Source organism: Qipengyuania proteolytica (genome assembly GCF_019711565.1).
Classification (GTDB): Bacteria; Pseudomonadota; Alphaproteobacteria; order Sphingomonadales; family Sphingomonadaceae; genus Qipengyuania; species Qipengyuania proteolytica.
Genome location: NZ_JAIGNN010000001.1, coordinates 280,302 through 300,539, shown reverse-complemented (window position 1 = coordinate 300,539; position 20,238 = coordinate 280,302). Strand labels below are relative to the sequence as shown.

Here is a 20,238-nt window from a genome sequence, read left to right as displayed (position 1 = left end):
CGTACCCCGGGCGGGTATAGCATAGTGGTAATGCTCCAGCCTTCCAAGCTGGCTAGAGGGGTTCGATTCCCCTTACCCGCTCCAACTCTCTCTCACTCGACCGCCATGTTGTCGATCAGCCGCGTACCGCCGATACGTGCGGCAACGAAGAGCCGGGCGTTGCCGGTGTCTGCGCCGCGCGGTGCGAGGCTGTCGGCATCGCGCAGCTCGGCATAATCGACCGAGGCAAAGCCGCTTGCGAGCAGCGTGTCGCGCAAATTGCCCAATGTTTCCGAAACCGGCGCGCCGTCGCGGATCAGCCCGATCGCCTCGCGCATCGCCTGCGGAAGCGCCGCTGCCTGCGCACGCTGTTCTGTCGAGAGGTAGGCGTTGCGACTGCTCATCGCGAGGTCATCGTCCTCGCGCACGATCGGCACGCTGTGGATCGCATCGACATGCGGCTGTGTGAGGTCGAGGTCGCGCGCCATGCGGCGGATGACGGCCAGTTGCTGCCAGTCCTTCTCGCCGAAGAAGGCCCTATCGGGCCGGACCTGGTTGAAAAGCTTGCACACGACCGTCGCCACCCCGTCGAAATGGCCCGGACGGTCGGCCCCGCACAGTCCCTCGCTAACGCCCGCGACCGAAATGTTGGTCGCATAGCCCTCGGGATAGACCTCCGCCGGTTGTGGAGCCCACAGCAGCGCCACGCCTTCCGCTTCCAGCATTGCGCTGTCGCGCGCGAGCTGGCGCGGATAGGCATCGAGGTCCTCGTTCGCCCCGAACTGGCGCGGATTGATGAAGATCGACACCGTGACATGGTCGGCCGCGGCCTGGGCCTGCCGGACCAGCGTCAGATGCCCCTCGTGCAGTGCACCCATGGTCGGCACCAGCGCCAGCGTGCCCGTGCGGCGCAGGGCATCGGTCGCGGGGCGAAGCTCGGCAAGCGTTGTCACCGTCTGCAAGGGGGGCCTCCTGTCATGCGAAAAAAGGGCGGGACGACCGAAGCCGTCCCGCCCCTCTAACCGCTTGGACTTCGCCGCGCTACTGCGCTTCGGGCGCTGCCGCCGAAGCGTCCCCGGGCAGCCCGCCGAGCTGGTAGACGAGGTCGCTATAGGCGTTGAGATAGGCCAGCACGATGATCTGGCCGATCGCCGTGTTCTCGTAGCTGCCGAAGCCGCCGGCAGCCCCGCCGCCCCCGCCGAACAGCCCGCCGCCCGCGGCCCAGCCGAGATCCTTCTTGCGGAAATAGCCTTCGACCAGCGCTTCCTCCACCGTCGTGCGCGCGTTGACGATCGACAGCGTCACATTGGCCTCGCCCTTCTTCACCGAGATGCCGCCCGCGAGGGCGCCAGCCGTCCGGCCGAACAGCCCGCCGACGACCCCGCCGAGGAGGCCGCCCCCGCCGCCCGAGTTCGAGTTCGCGCTGACGATGTCGGGCTGGAGGAAGTAATCCGCCGCCTTGACCTGCCCCTTGCCGAGGTTCGAGCCTTCCTGCAGCTCGCCCTGATCGGCCAGCGCGCGCTCCATGGCGCGGCTCTGCATCGAGCGGCCGCGATTAACCAGCGTGAAGCAGCCCGATTTCTGCACGAACACGCGCAGGATCGCTTCGGGACTGCCGAGATTGAATTCACGCCACCACTGGTTGTCCGGCTCAACGATCGCCACCGTGCCGAGGTTGCGGGTGCAGCGCGGGATTTCCATCGTGGCCCGGTCCTGCTCCTTGCGGCCGGACGAGCGACCCTGCGCCATCACCGGTTCGGCCGCCATCGCGAACGAGACCGCTACCGCCAGCGCGCCACATACCAAATTCTTCATGATCGGAGTTCCCCCTCATCATCCATGTCTGAGGCGCCCGGTTCTTGCCGTTGGCAGCCACGGGATGCGACCCGGATTGCGCCTTGTAACATATGTTGCGTCGCATTCTTGTAAACCTGCGCCATGGCTGCGGATTAGTTCGCCTGCCGGGGCCGCACGCGTTGCGGCCCGTTCGCCGGTTGGATAGGGACTGGGGCAACACTTCCCAGCAGGATCCCGCAGTTCCATGTCTTCCGCGCCCCATCGTATCGTTCTCGCCAATGAAAAGGGCGGTACGGGCAAATCTACCACCGCCGTCCATGTCGCGGTCGCGCTCGCCTTTCGCGGGGCGAATGTCGTCGCCTTCGACCTCGACCACCGCCAGCGCACGATGTGCCGCTATTTCGAGAACCGGGCCGAGACCATGGCGCGGCGCCACATCGAATTGCCGACGGCCGAATGCCACGTGGCGGAAGGGATGGACGAGAGCGCGTTCGAGGCTTTCGTCGCGGAGCATTCCAAGGGTGCCGATTTCGTCGTGATCGACACGCCGGGCCGCGACGATCCGCTCGCCCGCCATGCTGCGACCACTTCCGATACGCTGGTCACGCCGATGAACGACAGCTTCGTCGATTTCGACCTGATCGGCCAGGTCGAAGGCGAAAGCTTCAAGGTCAAGAAACTCTCCTTCTATGCCGAACTGATCTGGGAGGCCCGCCTCAAGCGCAGCCGCGCCAGCATCGACGGCAGCCGCCGCCAGATGGACTGGGTGGTCGTGCGCAACCGCACCGGCCACACGGAAGCGCGCAACATGGCCCGCATCGAACAGGCCTTGACGGAAATGTCCAAGCGCGTCGGCTTCCGCGTCGCTAAGGGTCTGTCGGAGCGTGTGATTTATCGCGAGCTGTTCCCGTCCGGCCTCACGCTGCTCGACAAGGGGCACCTCGGCGATCTGGGCACGAGCCACCTGGTCGCGCGGCAGGAGCTGCGCGAACTGATCGCCAATCTGCGGCTGCCCGGGTCGGTCAGCGCCGCCAGTGCCGGAGGGGACGCCGCATGATCCGCCTGATCGCCATCGCGCTGCTGGTCTCGGTCGCGTGTCGCTGGATCTTCGGCAAGTGGCCGTGGGAGTACCTGCGTGCGCCCGACACCCGCTCGCAGGCGATCTTCAAGGCGCGCAAGCTGCTGGGCGTCAGCGCCCGGGCGGATGCGAAGGAAATCCGCGACGCCCATCGGCGGATGACCGCCATGATCCACCCCGACAGGGGCGGCACCAACGCCGGGATGCAGGAACTGAATGCGGCGCGCGACCTGCTGCTCGACGCGTTGCCTTACGAGAATCCGGAGAACCCCCAATGAGCCACACGTTCGACCCCACCGTCCTGCGCGAATACGACATTCGCGGGATCATCGGCGAAACCCTCGGCCCGGACGATGCGCGCGCGATCGGCCGCACCTTCGGCTCGATGCTGGCCGAGGCGGGCGGCAGGCGCGTGGCGGTGGGCTATGACGGGCGGGTGTCCTCGCCCATGCTCGAACATGCGCTGGTCGAAGGGCTGACCGCGGCGGGCTGCGATGCGGTGCGCGTGGGCATGGGCCCGACGCCGATGCTATATTATGCCGAGGCCTCGGAAGAGGAGATCGACGGCGGCATCCAGATAACCGGCAGCCATAACCCCGCCAATTACAACGGCTTCAAGATGGTATTCCAGGGGCGTCCCTTCTTCGGGTCGGACATCCAGGAACTGGGCCGTCGCTCGGCTGCCGGCGAATGGGCGGACGGTATGGGTAGCGTCGAAACGCGCGACGTGATGGACGCTTATCTCGCCAAGATGCTCTCCGCCCTCGACGGGATCGATGCCGGCACGCTCGCTGCGATGCGCGTCGGCTGGGACGCGGGCAATGGCGCAGCCGGCCCCGCGCTCGAGCGGCTGGTCGCGCAGCTGCCCGGCGAACACCATTTGCTCTACACCGAAGTCGACGGAAACTTTCCCAACCATCACCCTGATCCCACTGTCGAGGCCAATCTCGAGGACCTGCGCGCGCTTGTCGCGGCCAAGTCGCTCGATTTCGGTGTCGCTTTCGACGGCGACGGTGACCGGATCGGCGCGATCGACGGCGAGGGGCGGGTGATCTGGGGCGACCAGCTGCTGATGATCTATGCCGAGGATCTGCTCGCGCGCCGCTCCGATACGCCGGTGATCATCGCCGATGTGAAGGCCAGCCGGGCGCTCTACGATCATGTCGCGGCCTGCGGCGGGGAGCCGCTTATGTGGAAGACCGGCCACTCGCTGATTAAGTCCAAAATGAAGGAAACGGGTTCGCCGCTGGCTGGCGAGATGAGCGGCCACGTGTTCTTCGCCGACGAATATTACGGTTTCGACGACGCGCTTTATGCCGGCATCCGACTGATTGCCGCCTCGGCGCGGCTCGGCAAGTCGGTCACCGAATTGCGCGGCGCCATGCCGGACATGATCAACACGCCCGAGATGCGCTTCCAGGTCGACGAAAGCCGCAAGTTCGCCGCGATCGAGGAAGTGAAGGAGCGGCTCAAGGACAGTCCTGACGAGGTCAATGGCACCGACGGCGTGCGCGTGACCAATGCCGACGGCTGGTGGCTGCTGCGCGCATCCAACACGCAGGACGTCCTCGTCGCCCGCGCCGAAAGCGAGAGCGAGGAAGGGCTCGCCCGCCTGATGGCGCAGATCGACCAGCAGCTGGCGCTGAGCGGCCTCGAACGCGGCGAGAGTGTCGGGCACTGAGCAGTAGCGATCCAGCCCCGGCGGCCTGGCCTTGGTCGGCGCTGGGCATTGCCGCAACCCACGACAAGGATGCGATCCGCGCGGCCTATGAGGCGCAGCGCGCGACGCTGAGCACCGGCGGCTCGATCTCGGCTTTCGCCGATCTCACCGCGGCGCGGGAGAAGGCGCTGTTTCTTGCCTCGGAATTGCTCCGGGAAGCCGCCCGCTCCGGCGGGGCCGGGTTTGACGAGGTAGCGCGGCCGGGGGAGCCCCCTACCGAACCCGAACCCGAACCCGAACCCGAACCCGAACCCGAACCCGAACCCGAACCCGAACCGGAACCGGAACCGGAACCGGAGCCGCAGGTGCAGCTTGTCGTCGGCCCTCGCGCGGAGCCGAGCCCCGCATATGTCGATCCCCTCTACGAGGCGGAAGCAGCGCGGCACGACAATAGCGAGATCGTGCTGGACGCGCAGCCGACGCCGTTCGTGCAGCGCTACAATCTGGAAAAATACGGCATCTGGTGGTTGCTCACCTTCCTGCTGGCGCTGGCCTTCTGCACCGATGGCCCGGATCGCGAGCAAACGAACCGTCAGCCGCAAGGAGCCGAAAGCGTAACGACCGGCCCGGAGCGGCTGCGCCCGGATAACATCGGGCAGTACGATAATCTGGCAGAGGAGCTCTTCGGAGACGGAATGTCGGCCAGCCGGGTCGCCACGCTCAACCCTTCACTGGCGCGGGCTATCTTCACCGAGCCGGACGAGCTCGCAACGGCGCAGGAATATCTGCGGCCAGCGATCCTCAATGCGCGGCGATTGAGCCCGCGCGAGGATGTGCTGGAGATCACCGAAATCTATCTCGAATAGCTGCGATCCGCGCAGGCGCAGGGCGAATGCCGCGAGGTGACGGGGCGCAGCTTCTTCGACGGCGTCCCCTTCGTGCCGGGCGAGATCGCCGGGCGCGAGCAGGCGCTCGCGCGGCGGCTGCTGGAGAGCGGTCGGCTCGATTATGGGGAGGGTGCGCCGCGGCCCTCGGTCCTGCCCGCTTCGCTGGTCGGACAAGCCCGGGCCGGGACCGGCCTCGACGATCCGGACCTCCGCTCCGCTCTTGCCGACGAGGCCGATCCGAACCGTTGCGCCGTCTTCATCGCCCTGGTCGAAGCGGCTCTCGACAATCCCGAGTCCGTGCCCACGCCGGATCTTGCCGCGCTCTAGCGGGAACGGAGCGGCGGACGTGGCGCTGTCATGACTATGGACGCCGCCCGTATCCCCCCCGAAATCGCCGACTGGTTCGCCGGGCGCGGCTGGCGCGTGCGGCGGCACCAGGCAGAAATGCTCGCTGCGAGCGATGCGGGGCGGCATGCACTGCTGGTCGCCGATACCGGGGCGGGCAAGACGCTCGCCGGGTTCCTGCCGACGCTGGCCGATTTCACGCCCTCCGGCCTGGGCGGTGCCGCGCCGCCGGAGGGGCTGCACACGCTCTATGTTTCGCCATTGAAAGCGCTGGCGCATGACGTGCAGCGCAACCTCCTGACGCCGGTCGAGGAGATGGGCCTCCCGATCCGGATCGAGACCCGCAGCGGGGACACCCCGTCCGATCGCAAGAAGCGCCAGCGCACTAGGCCGCCGCATGTGCTGCTGACCACGCCCGAGAGCCTTTCCCTCCTGCTCAGCTATCCCGACAGTCTGGAGCTGTTCGCGGGCCTCAAGCGGATCGTTATCGACGAGGTCCACGCCTTCGCCACCGGCAAGCGCGGCGACCTGCTCGCGCTCGCGCTGGCGCGCCTGCAAGCCATCGCCCCCACCATGCAGCGCGCGGCGCTCTCTGCCACGGTGGCCGAGCCCGAGAAGTTTCGCGAATGGCTCGCGCCCTGGGGCGATATCGACACGGTCGAGCTGGTCGAGGGCGAGGAGGGCGCGCCGGCCGAGGTCGAAATCCTCCTCCCGGACGAAGAACGCGTGCCCTGGGGCGGGCATGCCGCGACCTGGGCGATCCCGCAGCTCTACGAGCAGATCCGCGCCAACCGCACGACGCTGATCTTCACCAACACGCGCTTCCTTGCCGAATACATCTTCCAGAACCTGTGGGACGTGAACGAGGACAAACTGCCGATCGGGGTCCACCACGGCTCGCTCTCGAAGGAAGCGCGGCGCAAGGTGGAAGGCGCGATGGCACGCGGCGAGCTGCGCGCGCTGGTGGCGACAGCCAGCCTCGACCTCGGCGTCGACTGGGGCGACATCGACCTCGTCGTCCAAATGGGGGCGCCCAAGGGCTCCTCGCGCCTGCTCCAGCGTATCGGACGCGCCAACCATAGGCTCGACCAGCCGAGCCGGGCGCTGCTGGTGCCCGGCAACCGCTTCGAATTCCTCGAGGCGACCGCCGCGCGCGAGGCGGTGGACGAGGGCCAGCGCGATGGCGAGGACTTCCGCCCCGGCGGGCTCGATGTGCTCGCCCAGCATGTCATGGCCTGCGCCTGCGCCGCGCCGTTCCAGGAGGATGCGCTGCTCGCCGAAATCCGCTCGAGCCTCGCCTATGCCTGGGTCGACGCAGCGGTGTGGGAGCGCGTGCTCACCTTCGTCGCCACCGGCGGCTACGCGCTCAAGGCCTATGACAAGTTCAGGCGCATCGTGCGCGACAAGGAGGGCGTGTGGCGGCTGACCCATCCCGAGCAGGCGGCGCGACACCGGATGAACGCCGGCATCATCATCGACAGCGAGATGCTGGAGGTGCGGATCAATTCCGGGCGTGGGCGGGGCGGGCGTAGCCTCGGCAAGGTGGAGGAGCGGTTCGCCGCCTCGCTCAGCCCGGGGGACACCTTCGCCTTTGCCGGCATGAGCCTCGAGGTGGTCAAGCTGCAGGACATGGAAGTGCTGGTGAAGGCCGCCAAGTCCAATGCCATGATCCCGAGCTATGGCGGGCAGCGCATGCCGCTGACCACCCATCTCGCCGAACGCGTGCGAGAAATGCTGGTCGACCGCGCGGGCTGGGCGCGCTTTCCCGACGATGTGCGCGAATGGCTGGAGGTGCAGGACTGGCGGTCGCAAATGCCGGGGCCGGGCCAGCTGCTGGTCGAAAGCTTCCCGCACGCCAAGCGGCATTACAGCGTCTATTACACCTTCGAAGGCTGGAACGCGAACCAGAGCCTCGGCATGCTGATCACGCGGCGGATGGAAGATCGCGGGCTGATGCCGGGCGGGTTCGTCGCCAACGACTACTCGCTGGCCGTATGGGGGTTGAAACCCGTCACCGATCCCGCCCCGCTGCTCTCGCCCGATATCCTGCAGGATGAGTTCATCGAATGGGTGCAGAATTCGCACCTGCTGCGGCGTGCCTTTCGCGAAGTGGCGGTGATCGGCGGGCTGGTCGAGCGCCAGCACCCGGGCAAGCGCAAGACGGGCAAGCAGGTGACCTTCTCGACCGACCTGATCTACGACGTGCTGCGCAAGTACGAGCCCGACCATGTGCTGCTGGAGGCCGCCTGGGCCGATGCGCGGACGCGGATGACCGACGTCGGGCGGCTGGGCGATCTGCTCGACCGCTCGGCCGAACAGCTGGTCCATGTGGAACTCGACCGGGTGAGCCCGCTGGCGGTGCCGGTGATGGTGATGATCGGCCGCGAGGCGACGCCGCAGGGCTCGGTCGACGACGAGCTGCTCTTGGAGGCGGAGAGCCTCGCGGGCGCAGCGATGCGGGTGGACGAAATCGACGCGCTAGGGAATTGACCAGAAACCGCGGCGAGGGACGCGTTCGGTACTGACCGGCATCGGGTGGGGACCCATGTTGAATAGGCAGGGGGGCAGAAGTTCGCGCCCGGAGCTGCCCCGGCGCGTTCCACCCCATGTCCGGTGCCGCGCGAGATCGCCGAAGCAGAAACCTTCGCGCGTCAGTCCGGCGCGCCAGAGAATACCGAGGACCGCGAACGCGGTCTGGTAAGACGCCTCGCCCGCCGGGGTGAATTCTAGCCGCCGAACGCCGGGGTAGTAGCTGACATCCCTTGCAATGCGTTCGAGCTCGCCCGGCGTTACCGACACGCCATTCCAGGTAATCCGGTCGCCGGCATCGATCGCCACGCGATCTATCACGAGGCCCAGGGCCGTCTCGGGTTCGAGATTCGGAGCGGGCAGGTCGATGACGAGGGCATGGCTAGCGCGCCCCGCCATCGCCAGCATGGTCGCGATCAGGACGAGGATGAAAAGGAGGATCGGCAGGCTGTCGGGGCGACGAATGGGCTCGCCATGATTGAACGGGGTGCGCTGACGGGTGCGGGCCCAGAGATTCGATCTATTCGGCACCAAAGGCCCGGTAGCGCTCATTGCCGACGAAGGCGAATTTCTCGACGCCCGAATCCTTGATCAGCGTGATGGTCTTGGCCGAGCGGTCGTAGCTTGCCAGCGCGTCGGGTTCGAAGCGGATCACCGGCTGCTCGGCCATGGCTGCCGCATCGGCAAGCTGGTTCAGCAGCTGCTGGCGATCGAGTTCGTTGCCGTTCCAGTAGAGCCGGTCGGCGTAATCGATGCGGACGGTGTTGATGGCGCGGGTCTCGAAATCGCCCGGCCCATTGGGAAGGGGGACGAGCAGCGCGTGCGTGGCGATCGGGATGACCATGATGAACATGATCAGCAGCACGAGCAGCACGTCGATCAGCGGCGTGATGTTCATTTCCGACATGGGCCGCATGGCGACCGGCTTGGCGCGATAGGTGTACGGCATGGCGCTCTCCCACGGTGAATGAGATAGCATAACATCACAGAGAGGCTGTTGCAATCCTCGAAGATTCGTTCGGTTCATCTCTTCAACAGCGTCGCGACCAAGCTCTCGATACGGAATGAAGACACAAAAAAGGGGGCGGATCGCTCCGCCCCCTTCTCGTGTATCGATTGGCCCGCCTGATCAGCCGGCGCCGCCGAAGGTCCGGTAGCGCTCGTTGCCGACGAAGCCGAACTTGGTCACGCCGCTGGCCTTGATGATCTGCAGCACCTTGGCTGCGAGATCGTAGCTGGCCTGCGCCTCGGGCTCGAACTGCAGTTCGGGTTCGACTGCCATCTGCGTCGACTGGTCGAGCAGCGTGCGCAGCTGGCCCTGGTCGATCGCATTGCCGTTCCACAGGATCTGGTCGCCCGAGGTCAGGATCAGCTTGTTCTTCTCCGGCTCGACGATCACGTCGGGCGGGGTCGGGCTGGGCGCGGGCAGGTCGATGTCGACCGAATGGGTCGCCACCGGGATCGTGATGATGAACATGATGAGGAGCACGAGCAGGACGTCGATCAACGGCGTCATGTTCATTTCCATCATCGGCGCGCCATCATCCTTGCCGCCTGACATTGCCATAGTGGTGTACTCCTAATCTTCTCTGCCGAACCGCGCGATCAACCGTTGGGGTCGACCGGGTTCGAGATGAAGCCGACGGTCGGGTAGCCGGCCGCCTGGACGTTGTAGATCGCGCCTGCGACACAGGACCACGGAGCGTTCACGTCGCCGCGGATGTGAACCTGCGGGATCTTCTCCGGATCTTCCATGATCGCTTCCGGCCCGCCGGCGCGCTGGACGATGGCATCGAGACGTTCGAAAGCCTGGTCGTACAGTTCGGTCGAGGAGACGGGCGAGATGTTGTTGAAATAGACGCGGCATTCGCCGTTGCGGGACGCACCTTCGAAGCCGGGTTCGCCCGCACTGCGGCCGGCGGCGTCGGTGGTGCTCACGGTCAGAAGCAGATTCTCGACCTTGTCCTTCGATTCTACCGATTCGAAAACCGGGATCTGGAGCTTCTCGATCGTCTGGATCGCGACCGGGACCGCGATGAGGAAGATGATCAGAAGCACCAGCATCACGTCCACAAGCGGCGTGGTGTTGATGTCCGACATCGGCGTGTCGCCGCCTCCTCCTGTCGAAATCGCCATGGCTTAAATCCTATCGTTCAATTCTGGGTTCGAAGCGGGGATGCAAGGGGGACGGACCGGCCGCCCCCCAGGACATCGCTTACTTCTTGATCGCAGCGCTGGCGCCCGGCGCGGTCGTTGCCGGCTTGGCCGCCGGAGCGGTGCGGGCCGGTGCGGTCGTGACGACCGGCTTCACGGCGCCGTTCGAGCTGATGTTGGCCAGAAGGTCGGTCGAGAAACCGTTGAGCATCTCGGCGATCTTCTTGTTGCGGCCCTGCAGCCAGTTGTAGGCGAACACCGCCGGCACGGCGACGAGCAGGCCGATGGCGGTCATGATCAGCGCTTCACCGACCGGACCCGCGACCTTGTCGATCGAGGCCGAACCGGCGATGCCGATGTTGATCAGGGCGCGGTAGATACCGATAACCGTTCCGAGCAGGCCGACGAACGGAGCGGTCGCACCGACGGTCGCGAGGAACGGCAGGCCGCTCGCGAGCTTCGAGTTGATCGCGTCTTCCGAACGCGCGAGCGAGCCGTGCATCCAGTCGTGCGCTTCGAGCTGGTCGGTCATCTTGGCGTGCTGGTCTTCGGCAACGAGCGCATCGTCGACGAGCTGGCGCCAGGCGCTGTTCTTGTCGAGCTTGGTGGCGCCTTCGCGCAGCGAGTTCGCCTTCCAGAAGTTGTTACGGACGTTCGCATACTGGCTCATCACCTTGCGCTGTTCGAGCAGCTTGGTGAACAGGATGTAGAACGAACCGACCGACATGATCACCAGCACGGTCAGGATCGACCAGGCGATGATGCCGCCCTGTTCCATGGCTTCCATGAAACCGAAGGAGTTCTGCGGGGCCGCATCGGCAGCGGCAGCAAGGAGTTCAAAGGTCATAGCGAGTAGTCCTCTTGAGTAGTTGGGGTCCGCCGTGCCGGCGGGAAAAGCCTAGTTGAGCTGGTAGACGATCGTGGTGCGGTAGGTGTCCGTGATCGGGTTGCCTGCCGTATCGAGCGCCGGGTCGAACCGTGCGTAACGGGTCATGCCGTCGCAGGCCGCGGCGTCGAGATCGCTCGATCCGCTCGAACTGCTGACCGAGCAGCTTGCCACGCGGCCGTCGGCCCCGACCGTCACGGTCACGCCCACATTGCCTTCGGTGCCTTCACGCTCCGCCTTGCGGGGATAGTTCGACTGGATGCGGCGTGCCCAGCCGGCCTGGCCCTTCGGCGAGGCGCCACGCGCCTTGTTCACCGCGGGAGGCGCCGGCGGCGGCGCGGGCGGTGCCGGTGCCGGGATCCGGATCGCGGGCGGTGCCGGCGGCGGGATCGTCGTCTGCGTGCGGATCGGCGGCGGCGCCGGCGCGATGCTGATCGGCGGCGGCGGTGCCACCGGCGGCGGCGGCGCGTTGTCGGGTTCCGGCGGCGGCGGAGGTTCGTCCTCCGGTTCCGGCGGCGGCGGCTCCTCGATATCGATCGTGGTCACACGCTCAACCACCTTCTGCACCGCATTGTATGCGAGGCCGGTGATGAGAGCGTAACCGAGAGCGATATGGATGAGGGCAACAATGATGATCGCGACAATGCGATTGCCGCTCATCTGTTGGTCAGCATATGCCATTCGGTCGCTTCACTCCATCGGTCGTCCCGGCTGGGGGCCGGGATCGAGAGGCTTAACGGGATGTGCGATACACATGCGACCCGCTGCCTCGTATTGAATTCAGAACATCGGCGCGACCCATGGGGTAGCAACCGATGCAGAAGACCCGAAGTTCCCGAAAGAAACCCCAAGACCTCTCCCCCAAGCAACATTGTATCATCGCCCGGGCCCGCTCGACCCTTAGCTACGATGCCCGCACTCCGCAAACCATTTGTCGGTTAACCGCGGATTCAGTGCCTTGCGCCGATGTCCCGCAGGGAACCCGCATGCCGTAAGGTTCGTAGAGCGAATCGCGCACCCGCAACCATACCCTGCATTGGAATTTGACATGATCCGCACTGCCCTGCTCCCGCTCGCCATGGCTGCCACGCTCGTCGGTGGGCCGGCGGCGATGGCGCAGGAAACAGCCGCGCCCGCGATGACCTATGCCGACATCGTCGACCTTGCGGACCAGGCGCCGCTAGTCGTCCGCGCCGAGATCCGCGACCAGGCCACGGTGGAGCCGGAACGCTCGCCGGGCCTCGCTCCGGGCAGGGTCCGCCTCTATGTCGAGGCCCGCACGACCGCGCTGATCGCCGGCGACGTCCCGATGGGCGAATCGCTGCGCTATCTGGTCGACCTCCCGCTCGATGCGAAAGGCAAGGCGCCCAAGCTCAAGAAGCAGGACGTCATCCTGTTCGCGCGACCGGTCCCCGGCCGGCCGGGCCAGATCCAGCTGGTCGAGCCCGATGCCCAGTTCGCCTATTCCGAGGCGTTTGCCGCCAGCCTGCGCTCGGTGCTGGCGTCGCTCGTCGCGCCCGACGCGCCGCCGCGCGTGACCGGCGTGCGCGATGCGCTGGCGGTGGAGGGCACGCTCACCGGCGAATCGGAAACGCAGCTGTTCCTCGATACCGAGAACGACGGGCCGGTGTCGGTGACCGTGGTCCGCCGTCCCAACCAGGCGCCGCGCTGGGGCGTGTCGTGGACCGAGATCGTCGACCAGGCGGCGCGCCCGCCGCGGCGCGACTCGCTGGAATGGTACCGCCTCGCGTGTTTCCTCCCCGCGACGCTGCCAACACAAGCCAACCTCTCGCGCGACCCGCAGGCGCGCCGGCTGGCAGCCGAAGACTATGCGCTGGTGATCGGGGCGCTGGGCGCGTGTCCGCGGACGCGCGGCTAGGAAGCTTCGCCTTGGCGCAGGCCAAGACAAACTGGTTCCCACGGGTGCTCCCGCTCGGCTAACCCGCACGGCATGAAGCCTTTCAGCCATGTGTTCCGCGTCCGCTATGCGGAGTGCGACCCGCAAGCGGTCGTCTTCAATTCGCGCTATCTCGAGTATGCCGACGTCCTCGTCACCGAATACTACCGCGAGTGTCACACGTGCGGCATGCCGCGGGACCTGGAATTTCACGTCCGCCGGGCGGAAGTCGATTATCTCGCCCCGATTCGGCTCGACGAGCTGATCGAAGGCCGCCTGACGGTGACCCGCATCGGAAACTCGAGCGTGGAGAAGCTGATCACGCTTCATGGGGCGGAGGACGGATCGCTGCGCGCGGAGATCCGTCTCGTCGCGGTCCATGTCGACTTGCCGACCGGCAAGCCCGAACGGATTCCCGATGCCGTGCGGGCTGCTTTCGGTCACGCGGTCGCGGTGGAGGCCAATCATGGCTGAGCCGCTGCGCATCGCCATTTCGGGCCTCGGTACCGTGGGGACGGGCGTCATCCGCCTGCTCGAAACCAATCGCGACATGGTCGAACGGCGCGCCGGGCGCGCAATCGAAGTGGTCGCGGTCAACGCGCGCGAACGCCACAAGGATCGCGGCGTGGACCTCGCGCCCTATGCCTGGGTCGACGACATGCAGGCCATGGCCACCCGTGCCGATGTCGACGTGGTGGTCGAACTGGTCGGGGGCTCCGACGGTCCGGCACTGACGCTGGCGCGCGCCGCGCTCGATGCGGGCAAGGGCTTCGTCACCGCCAACAAGGCGATGGTCGCGCACCACGGCATGGAACTTGCGGAGCTGGCCGCGATCAAGCAGGCCGCCTTCGCCTTCGAGGCGGCGGTCGCAGGCGGCATTCCGGTGGTGAAGGGCCTGCGCGAAGGCACTGCCGCCAATGCGCTGACGCGAATCTACGGCATCCTCAACGGCACCTGCAATTACATCCTCTCCGAAATGGAGCGCACCGGCGCGGACTTCGATGCCATGCTGCGCGAAGCACAGGAGAAGGGCTACGCCGAGGCCGATCCCGAATTCGACATCGAAGGCGTCGATGCCGCGCACAAGCTCGCCATCCTCGCCGCGATCGGCTTCGGCACGCGGATCGATTTCGAAGGCGTGCGCACCGCCGGCATCACCACGGTAAGGGCCTCCGATATCGCCCAGGCCGATGCACTGGGCTATGTCGTGCGGCTGGTCGGGGTGGCCACGCTGGAAGACCGCGCGGACGGCAGCCACCGCCTGCTCCAGCGCGTACGCCCGTGCCTGGTCCCCTTCCGCCATCCGCTCGCCGCGGTCACCGGCCCTACCAATGCGGTGGTGGCCGAGGGCGACTTTGCCGGCCGCCTGCTGTTCCAGGGGGCGGGCGCGGGCGACAAGCCGACCGCCAGCGCGGTCGTCGCCGATCTCATCGACATCGCTCGCGGCCAGGTCGGCGCGCCCTTCTCGGTCCCCGTCGGCCAGCTCGAGGCCTGCGTCGAAGCCGATCCCGGCGAGCGCGTGGGACGCGACTACATCCGCTTCACGGTGGCCGACCGGCCCGGCGTGCTGGCGGAAATCACCGCGGCGATGCGTGATGCCGACGTCTCGATCGAAAGCCTTATCCAGCGCGGCCGCGACCGCGACGGGGGCGAGGTACAGGTCGCGATGGTCACCCACGAGGGGCCGGAGCGATGCGTGACCAAGGCGCTGGCGCTGCTCGAAGGCTCGCCTAGCCTGACGGCTCCGCCGCTGGCGATGCCGATCCTGAAGGACTGACCTTCGGCTCCTCGCCAGCGGCTTGCGCCTCCGGCAGCCCGAGCTGTTCGGCGCGCGCCGCACTTTCCGCCTGCGGCGTGGCGGCATCGCGGCCCAGGGGCGGCAGCCCCCGGGAAATGCGATCCGCGTCCGATCCGGGCGGTGCATCGGGCAGCGTGCTGAAATCGATGTAATAGGCCGGCGGCGGCGGACAGGGCGGGATGAAGCAGCCCGTGGCGACCGTCACGCCCTGGTGCTGGATGCCGAACACATCGGGGGCTTGCGGGTTGCCCTTGTTCATCGTCTCGCGCGCGTAGCGGCGCTGTCCGCGCTCCGCGTCGTATCCGAAGGCGCTCTTGTCGGACCGTCTACGGCAGACGACGATCTCGCCCGAGATGGAGGCGGCTTCCTGTTCGGCGCTGCAGTCCTCGAGCTCGGCATCGTCGCCCTCGACCGGGGCGAGCAGATCGATGCGTTGGGGCGGCTGCCCGGTCTGCGGCTGGAGCGCGTCCTGCGCCGCGGCTGGCGCGGCCGTCGCAGTGAGCAGCACCATGGCAAGCGGCAGCAAGCGGATCATTCGGGCACTTCGCCTTTTGCGATCCGGTCGGCATCGGATCCCTCGGGCGCTTCGGGAAGGGCATCGAAATCGACGACGACCGTGTCCTCCCCGATCCTTCCCTGACCCGAGCACCACGACAGCAGGCTTGGGACGCAGGGCGGCGGTTCGAAGTCGGGGGCGCGGGCCAGTCCGCGGTCCATCGTTTCTTCCGCAAACCGCTTGCGTGCATCGCCCGGAGGCGCGAGGCGGTGACGGTCATGGTCCGCGCGGTCGCCGCAGACCACGATCTCGCCGGAAATAAGGGCAGCTTCCTGCTTTCGCCGGCAGTCGCGTTCGTCCGGCGACAAGCCGTCGTTTTCGGCAGTCTGTGCCATACCTGCCGAAGGGATTAACACTATCAGCGTGGGGGCCAGCGACAGCACTCGTCTCGACAATGCCCGGCTCCCTGTCTATCGGGCGCTCGCGCATACGATTGCATGCCCGAAGTTCCACCCGACTTCGCCGACCGATACACCGACTAGGGACTGAACCGCTTATGAACTCGCCTGCCGAAAATCCGCTCGACCGCGTGCTGGTGCTCGAAATGGTCCGTGTGACCGAAGCGGCCGCGATCGCGGCTTCCAAGCTGATCGGGCGCGGCGACGAGAAGGCGGCCGATGCGGCGGCGGTCGAGGCGATGCGCAAGACCTTCGACACGCTCTACATGGACGGCACCGTCGTCATCGGAGAAGGCGAGCGCGACGAGGCGCCGATGCTCTATATCGGCGAGAAGGTCGGCGGCGCGCCGGGCAAGGGCCCGAAGATCGACATCGCGCTCGACCCGCTCGAAGGCACCACGATCACCGCCAAGGCCGGCCCCAATGCGCTGGCGGTGCTGGCGGCGGCGGAAGAAGGCTGCCTGCTCAACGCGCCCGACGTCTACATGGACAAGCTGGCGGTCGGCCCGGGCTATCCCGAAGGCATTATCGACCTTGCCAAGACGCCGACCGAGAATGTCGCGGCGGTGGCCAAGGCCAAGGGCGTGGAGCCCGCCGACATCATCGTCTGCGTGCTCGACCGGCCGCGCCATGCGGACCTGATCGCTGAACTGCGCGGCATCGGTTGCGGCGTGGTGCTGATCGGCGACGGCGACGTTGCGGGCGTGATCGCGACCACCGACGAGGACACCACGATCGATATGTACATGGGCCAGGGCGGCGCCCCCGAAGGCGTGCTCGCGGCAGCCGCGCTGCGCTGCGTCGGCGGCCAGTTCAATGGCCGCCTGGTATTCCGCAACGACGACGAGAAGGCCCGCGCCCGCAAGTGGGGCATCGACGATCTCGACCGCATCTACACGCGCGACGACCTGGTGAAGGGCGACTGCATCTTCGCCGCCACCGGCGTGACTTCGGGCTCGCTGCTCGAAGGCGTGAAGTACCGCCGCGACGGCCGCATGACGACCGAAAGCGTGGTGATGCGCGCCAGCAGCGGCACCGTCCGCTGGATCAGGGGCGAGCATCGAAGCAGGTAGTTTTTGTCGGGTGCGCCTTCGACATCCGTCGAAGGCTTGCGGCTGTTCCGTCCCACTCCCCCACCCGGCCACCCAAACAGTATAGTGCCGTGGGTGGCCGGGTGGGGGAGTGGGACGGAACAGCAAGGTCAGGACGGATGTCCTGACCGTACGCAACAAAGAAAACTCCTCTTCAAAACCCGCCCTTCCATGTTGCGTTTCGATGACGTGTCGCTAGGCGGGTCGCACTGCCGCTAACGGGGATTCGCACATGAAGATCATGGCCGCCAACTCGAACCTGCCGCTCGCCCGCGCGATCGCGGCCTATCTCGAGATGCCGCTGGTGGATGCGCAGGTGCGCCGCTTCGCCGACGAGGAAATCTTCGTCGAGATCCACGAGAACGTGCGCGGCGAGGATGTCTTCGTGGTCCAGTCGACCAGCTATCCCGCGAATGACAACCTCATGGAGCTGCTGATCTGCATCGATGCGCTGCGCCGCGCCTCGGCCAAGCGGATCACGGCGGTGGTGCCCTATTTCGGTTACGCCCGGCAGGACCGCAAACCCGGCCCCCGGACGCCGATCTCGGCCAAGCTGGTCGCCAATCTGATTACCGAAGCAGGTGCGGACCGCGTGCTGGCGGTGGACCTCCACGCCGGCCAGATCCAGGGCTTCTTCGATATCCCGACCGACAACCTTTACGCCGCGCCGGTCATGGCTGCCGATATTCAGGCCCGCTATGGCGACGAGGATTTGATGGTGGTCTCGCCCGACGTCGGCGGCGTGGTCCGGGCCCGCGCGCTCGCCAAGCGGCTCGACAATGCCCCGCTGGCGATCGTCGACAAGCGTCGCGACCGCCCGGGCGAAAGCGAGGTGATGAACATCATCGGCGATGTGAAGGGCCGCCACTGCATCCTGATCGACGACATCATCGATTCGGGCGGCACGCTCTGCAACGCCGCGCAGGCCTTGCTCGACCAGGGCGCAACTTCGGTGGCCGCCTATATAACTCACGGGGTACTTTCGGGCGGCGCGGTGGCGCGTGTCGACGGCTCTGCGCTGAAGGAACTGGTGATCACCGACACCATCCGCGCGACCGACGCGGCGCAGGATTCGCAGCGCATCCGCATCCTCACCATCGCCCCGCTGATCGGCGAGGCGGTGCGCCGCATCGCCGACGAAAGCTCGGTCAGCTCGCTGTTCGACTGACGGCTGCGGCTAGGCCGGCGGCAAGGTCCAGACCGGTTCGGCAGCAGGATCGCGCCACGGGGCGACGCCGTCAGCTTCGAGTTGTTCCAGTTCTTCGAGCGCCTTGAGCTTGCGCCGCTCGCGCGATTCGATGTTGAGCCGCAGGAAGGGATGCGCGCCGCTCAGCAGCTCGCTGGGCCGCATGCCGAAGAACTTGTGCATCTCGCGGATCAGGTGCGACTGGTCGAAATAGCGCAGGCGCGCTTCGGGCTCATCGTCTGCCGGCGCCACACCGAGCAAGGTCGCCGCCATGTCGAGCGCCCGGGCGCGGCGTTGGACGAGCTTGGCGGACATTCCGAAATCGCGTTTGATCGTCCGTTCGAGTGTCCGCGGCATCAGGCCGTGCGCCTGGGCGAAATCGCCGATCGCGAAGTCGGGCGAGGCGAGGCATTCACGCTCGAAGGCCGCCGAGACGGGGTCTGGGAGGCGCCGTGCAGTGGTATCGAGAAATTTGCGGAGCTGGTGCTCGACGGCGATAAACCAGCTCTCGTAGTCGGCATCGATCGGAATTTTGCTCGTCAGCTTCCCGTGCCCGACGATATCCTCGTGTACGACGATGCGGTCCCTCAAGACTGTCTGCGAGGGCCCGCCCAGCTTTGGCGGCGCTCCGGTCCGCAGGTGGACCGTGATCGCCTTGTAGGACCCGGTCACGCTGATCGGCATGTACCGCGTCTGCGGGCCGAAATAGAGCGTGGTGCCGGCCTCCCCGGCTTCGAACACCTGATGCCCGTCGAGAGTTTCGGCAGTCCAGGTGCCGCCCCAGAGCAGCCGGATGCAGGCCTGGTCGCCCAGCATGCCGCAATTCACGGTGAGGTCGGCCGGAAGTTCACCCTCGGAGATCGCGATCCAGTAAAACCAGGGCGCGATATCCGCTGACGGTTCGCGCGCCAGGGAGAGTGGCGCGCCGTCCCGCGTAGAGCCGGTCTTCGAACGGATCGGGGGCATGGACTTCATCTGTCGGAGGCCGGATGCTCGTCCGGCGATCGCCACGGCACATCGGCCATTCCAAGGGCTTTCATCGCCGCGACGCGGCGCATCTGCCGGATTTCGAGGTCGATCCGCAGCAGATGCGCTTCGCAGGCGGCGAGCATGCCGGGCGACATCCCGAAATACTTCCTGATCTGCTTGGTCATATGCGCCTGGTCGAAGAAACGCAGGCGGAACTCCGCCTCTTCCTCGGGAATGGCGACGCCGAGCAGTGCTGCCGCCATGTCGAGCACGCGGGCGCGGCGCAGTACCGCCTTGGGGCTGATCCCATAGGCGTTGTGGACGGCACGCTCGAGCGTACGGCGGCTGATCGCGTGTTCATCGGCGAATGCGTCGAGATCGAGGGTATGGTCGGTCAGCACACGGCGTTCGAAATCGATCACGAGCGGCGAGGGGGTCGCATCGGCGAGCGCATTGAGGACGTTGCGGGCGACGTTTTCGAAGATGTCGAGCCAGTGGCCCCTGCTGTCGTCCTCGTTGAAGTATTTCCCGTGCCGGTCGGGCGGGATCACGTGATCGAAATCGACGATCCGGTCGAGTGTCGCCGTGGCCGAAAGTTCGCCGTGCGAGCCGTTGGCGCCGGGGTGGAACTGCATCTGGATGAAGCGGAACGGGCCTTCGACCGCAATCGGCATGATGCGGGTCTGCGGTCCGAAAAAGAGGATCCGGCTCTTCTTGTCAGCGTCGAACTGATGGGTGCCGTCGGCCGCTTCGAGCCGCCATTTGCCCTTGAGCAGGACGCGGATCGCCGCGTTTTCGAGAAAGAAGGCGCAGGTCTGCCCGCTGCCCTTGTGCGCCACGATGTCGGCTACCGCCAGCGAATGGACCCAAGGGGCGATGTCGGGAGCGGGGGCCCGGCTGTAGGCCAGCGGCTTGCCGTCGGGTGTGCAACCGGTGAGCGAGACCAGTCCCGTCCGGCCATCGGACCCGGGACCGTCAGCGCGGTACCTGGCTGCATCGTCTGTTATTGTTTTGCTCCCCGTTTCGGT

23 protein-coding genes and 1 tRNA gene are annotated in these 20,238 nt (G+C 66.6%); 12 read left to right on the top strand and 12 right to left on the bottom strand.

The window, feature by feature from the left end; all coding sequences use genetic code 11:
* Window positions 1-10: 10 nt before the first annotated feature.
* A tRNA-Gly gene (locus tag K3172_RS01430) sits at window positions 11-84 on the top strand.
* 8 nt (window positions 85-92) lie between these two features.
* Here K3172_RS01430 and panC read toward each other — a convergent pair.
* Window positions 93-941, bottom strand: coding sequence for a pantoate--beta-alanine ligase (gene panC, locus K3172_RS01425; protein WP_221586695.1), 849 nt, complete (start codon window positions 939-941; stop codon window positions 93-95).
* A gap of 79 nt (window positions 942-1,020) precedes the next feature.
* Window positions 1,021-1,794 carry a CsgG/HfaB family protein gene (locus K3172_RS01420; protein ID WP_221586694.1) on the bottom strand — a complete coding sequence of 258 codons (774 nt, stop codon included), beginning with the start codon at window positions 1,792-1,794 and terminating at the stop codon, window positions 1,021-1,023.
* A gap of 226 nt (window positions 1,795-2,020) precedes the next feature.
* On the opposite strand from K3172_RS01420, the gene K3172_RS01415 reads away from it, so the two are divergent.
* The 6 genes from K3172_RS01415 (at window position 2,021) to K3172_RS01390 (ending at window position 8,236) form a co-directional block, all read left to right on the top strand.
* Entirely contained in the window at window positions 2,021-2,833 is an 813-nt protein-coding gene (locus K3172_RS01415; protein ID WP_221586693.1) for a division plane positioning ATPase MipZ, read from the top strand.
* On the top strand, window positions 2,830-3,132 hold the full coding sequence (locus K3172_RS01410; RefSeq protein ID WP_221586692.1) for a J domain-containing protein: 303 nt from the start codon (window positions 2,830-2,832) through the stop codon (window positions 3,130-3,132). The genes K3172_RS01415 and K3172_RS01410 overlap by 4 nt, the downstream gene beginning before the upstream one ends.
* Entirely contained in the window at window positions 3,129-4,535 is a 1,407-nt protein-coding gene (pgmG, locus tag K3172_RS01405) for a phosphoglucomutase/phosphomannomutase PgmG (RefSeq protein WP_221586691.1), read from the top strand. The genes K3172_RS01410 and pgmG overlap by 4 nt, the downstream gene beginning before the upstream one ends.
* 185 nt (window positions 4,536-4,720) lie before the next feature.
* Window positions 4,721-5,380: a hypothetical protein gene (locus K3172_RS01400; RefSeq protein WP_221586690.1), complete on the top strand. Its 660-nt coding sequence runs from the start codon at window positions 4,721-4,723 to the stop codon at window positions 5,378-5,380.
* Between the two features lie 36 nt (window positions 5,381-5,416).
* Window positions 5,417-5,728 carry a hypothetical protein gene (locus K3172_RS01395; protein WP_221586689.1) on the top strand — a complete coding sequence of 104 codons (312 nt, stop codon included), beginning with the start codon at window positions 5,417-5,419 and terminating at the stop codon, window positions 5,726-5,728.
* A 36-nt stretch (window positions 5,729-5,764) separates the two neighbouring features.
* Window positions 5,765-8,236, top strand: coding sequence for a ligase-associated DNA damage response DEXH box helicase (locus K3172_RS01390; protein WP_221588923.1), 2,472 nt, complete (start codon window positions 5,765-5,767; stop codon window positions 8,234-8,236).
* On the opposite strand, the gene K3172_RS01385 is transcribed toward K3172_RS01390, so the two are convergent.
* From K3172_RS01385 to K3172_RS01360, 6 genes are all read right to left on the bottom strand, one after another.
* A complete protein-coding gene (locus K3172_RS01385) occupies window positions 8,225-8,806 on the bottom strand; it encodes an ExbD/TolR family protein (RefSeq protein ID WP_221586688.1) in 582 nt (193 codons plus the stop codon). The two genes, K3172_RS01390 and K3172_RS01385, sit on opposite strands and share 12 nt — an antisense overlap.
* A complete protein-coding gene (locus K3172_RS01380; RefSeq protein ID WP_247717896.1) occupies window positions 8,796-9,224 on the bottom strand; it encodes an ExbD/TolR family protein in 429 nt (142 codons plus the stop codon). The genes K3172_RS01385 and K3172_RS01380 overlap by 11 nt, the downstream gene beginning before the upstream one ends.
* A gap of 180 nt (window positions 9,225-9,404) precedes the next feature.
* Window positions 9,405-9,842 (bottom strand): ExbD/TolR family protein, encoded by a 438-nt coding sequence (locus K3172_RS01375; protein WP_221586687.1) that lies wholly within the window; start codon window positions 9,840-9,842, stop codon window positions 9,405-9,407.
* Window positions 9,843-9,880: 38 nt separating this feature from the next.
* A complete protein-coding gene (locus K3172_RS01370) occupies window positions 9,881-10,411 on the bottom strand; it encodes an ExbD/TolR family protein (protein ID WP_221586686.1) in 531 nt (176 codons plus the stop codon).
* Between the two features lie 79 nt (window positions 10,412-10,490).
* The gene (locus K3172_RS01365; protein ID WP_221586685.1) at window positions 10,491-11,276 is read right to left on the bottom strand and encodes a MotA/TolQ/ExbB proton channel family protein; all 786 of its coding nucleotides are present in this window, start codon (window positions 11,274-11,276) and stop codon (window positions 10,491-10,493) included.
* 51 nt (window positions 11,277-11,327) lie between these two features.
* Window positions 11,328-11,996 carry a TonB family protein gene (locus K3172_RS01360; RefSeq protein WP_221586684.1) on the bottom strand — a complete coding sequence of 223 codons (669 nt, stop codon included), beginning with the start codon at window positions 11,994-11,996 and terminating at the stop codon, window positions 11,328-11,330.
* Window positions 11,997-12,363: 367 nt separating this feature from the next.
* On the opposite strand from K3172_RS01360, the gene K3172_RS01355 reads away from it, so the two are divergent.
* The 3 genes from K3172_RS01355 to K3172_RS01345 all read left to right on the top strand — a co-directional run bounded on the left by K3172_RS01355 (window position 12,364) and on the right by K3172_RS01345 (window position 14,989).
* Window positions 12,364-13,194 (top strand): hypothetical protein, encoded by an 831-nt coding sequence (locus tag K3172_RS01355; protein ID WP_247717895.1) that lies wholly within the window; start codon window positions 12,364-12,366, stop codon window positions 13,192-13,194.
* A 72-nt stretch (window positions 13,195-13,266) separates the two neighbouring features.
* On the top strand, window positions 13,267-13,686 hold the full coding sequence (locus K3172_RS01350) for an acyl-CoA thioesterase (protein WP_221586683.1): 420 nt from the start codon (window positions 13,267-13,269) through the stop codon (window positions 13,684-13,686).
* Complete coding sequence (locus K3172_RS01345; RefSeq protein ID WP_221586682.1) at window positions 13,679-14,989, top strand: homoserine dehydrogenase; 1,311 nt, start codon at window positions 13,679-13,681, stop codon at window positions 14,987-14,989. Before K3172_RS01350 ends, K3172_RS01345 begins: the two co-directional genes overlap by 8 nt.
* On the opposite strand, the gene K3172_RS01340 is transcribed toward K3172_RS01345, so the two are convergent.
* Both K3172_RS01340 and K3172_RS01335 read right to left on the bottom strand, forming a co-directional pair.
* On the bottom strand, window positions 14,943-15,545 hold the full coding sequence (locus K3172_RS01340; protein ID WP_221589161.1) for a hypothetical protein: 603 nt from the start codon (window positions 15,543-15,545) through the stop codon (window positions 14,943-14,945). The genes K3172_RS01345 and K3172_RS01340 overlap by 47 nt on opposite strands.
* Window positions 15,542-15,901: a hypothetical protein gene (locus tag K3172_RS01335; protein WP_221586681.1), complete on the bottom strand. Its 360-nt coding sequence runs from the start codon at window positions 15,899-15,901 to the stop codon at window positions 15,542-15,544. The genes K3172_RS01340 and K3172_RS01335 overlap by 4 nt, the downstream gene beginning before the upstream one ends.
* Window positions 15,902-16,062: 161 nt before the next feature.
* Between K3172_RS01335 and glpX the strand changes: the two genes are divergently transcribed.
* Window positions 16,063-17,037 (top strand): class II fructose-bisphosphatase, encoded by a 975-nt coding sequence (gene glpX, locus K3172_RS01330; protein WP_221586680.1) that lies wholly within the window; start codon window positions 16,063-16,065, stop codon window positions 17,035-17,037.
* A 250-nt stretch (window positions 17,038-17,287) separates the two neighbouring features.
* Complete coding sequence (locus K3172_RS01325) at window positions 17,288-18,223, top strand: ribose-phosphate pyrophosphokinase (RefSeq protein WP_221586679.1); 936 nt, start codon at window positions 17,288-17,290, stop codon at window positions 18,221-18,223.
* A gap of 9 nt (window positions 18,224-18,232) precedes the next feature.
* Here the strand turns inward: K3172_RS01325 and K3172_RS01320 are convergent, their stop codons facing one another.
* Together K3172_RS01320 and K3172_RS01315 are read right to left on the bottom strand one after the other, a co-directional pair.
* Complete coding sequence (locus K3172_RS01320; RefSeq protein ID WP_221586678.1) at window positions 18,233-19,216, bottom strand: helix-turn-helix domain-containing protein; 984 nt, start codon at window positions 19,214-19,216, stop codon at window positions 18,233-18,235.
* Window positions 19,213-20,049 carry a helix-turn-helix transcriptional regulator gene (locus K3172_RS01315; RefSeq protein ID WP_221586677.1) on the bottom strand — a complete coding sequence of 279 codons (837 nt, stop codon included), beginning with the start codon at window positions 20,047-20,049 and terminating at the stop codon, window positions 19,213-19,215. Before K3172_RS01315 ends, K3172_RS01320 begins: the two co-directional genes overlap by 4 nt.
* Window positions 20,050-20,238 lie beyond the last annotated feature (189 nt).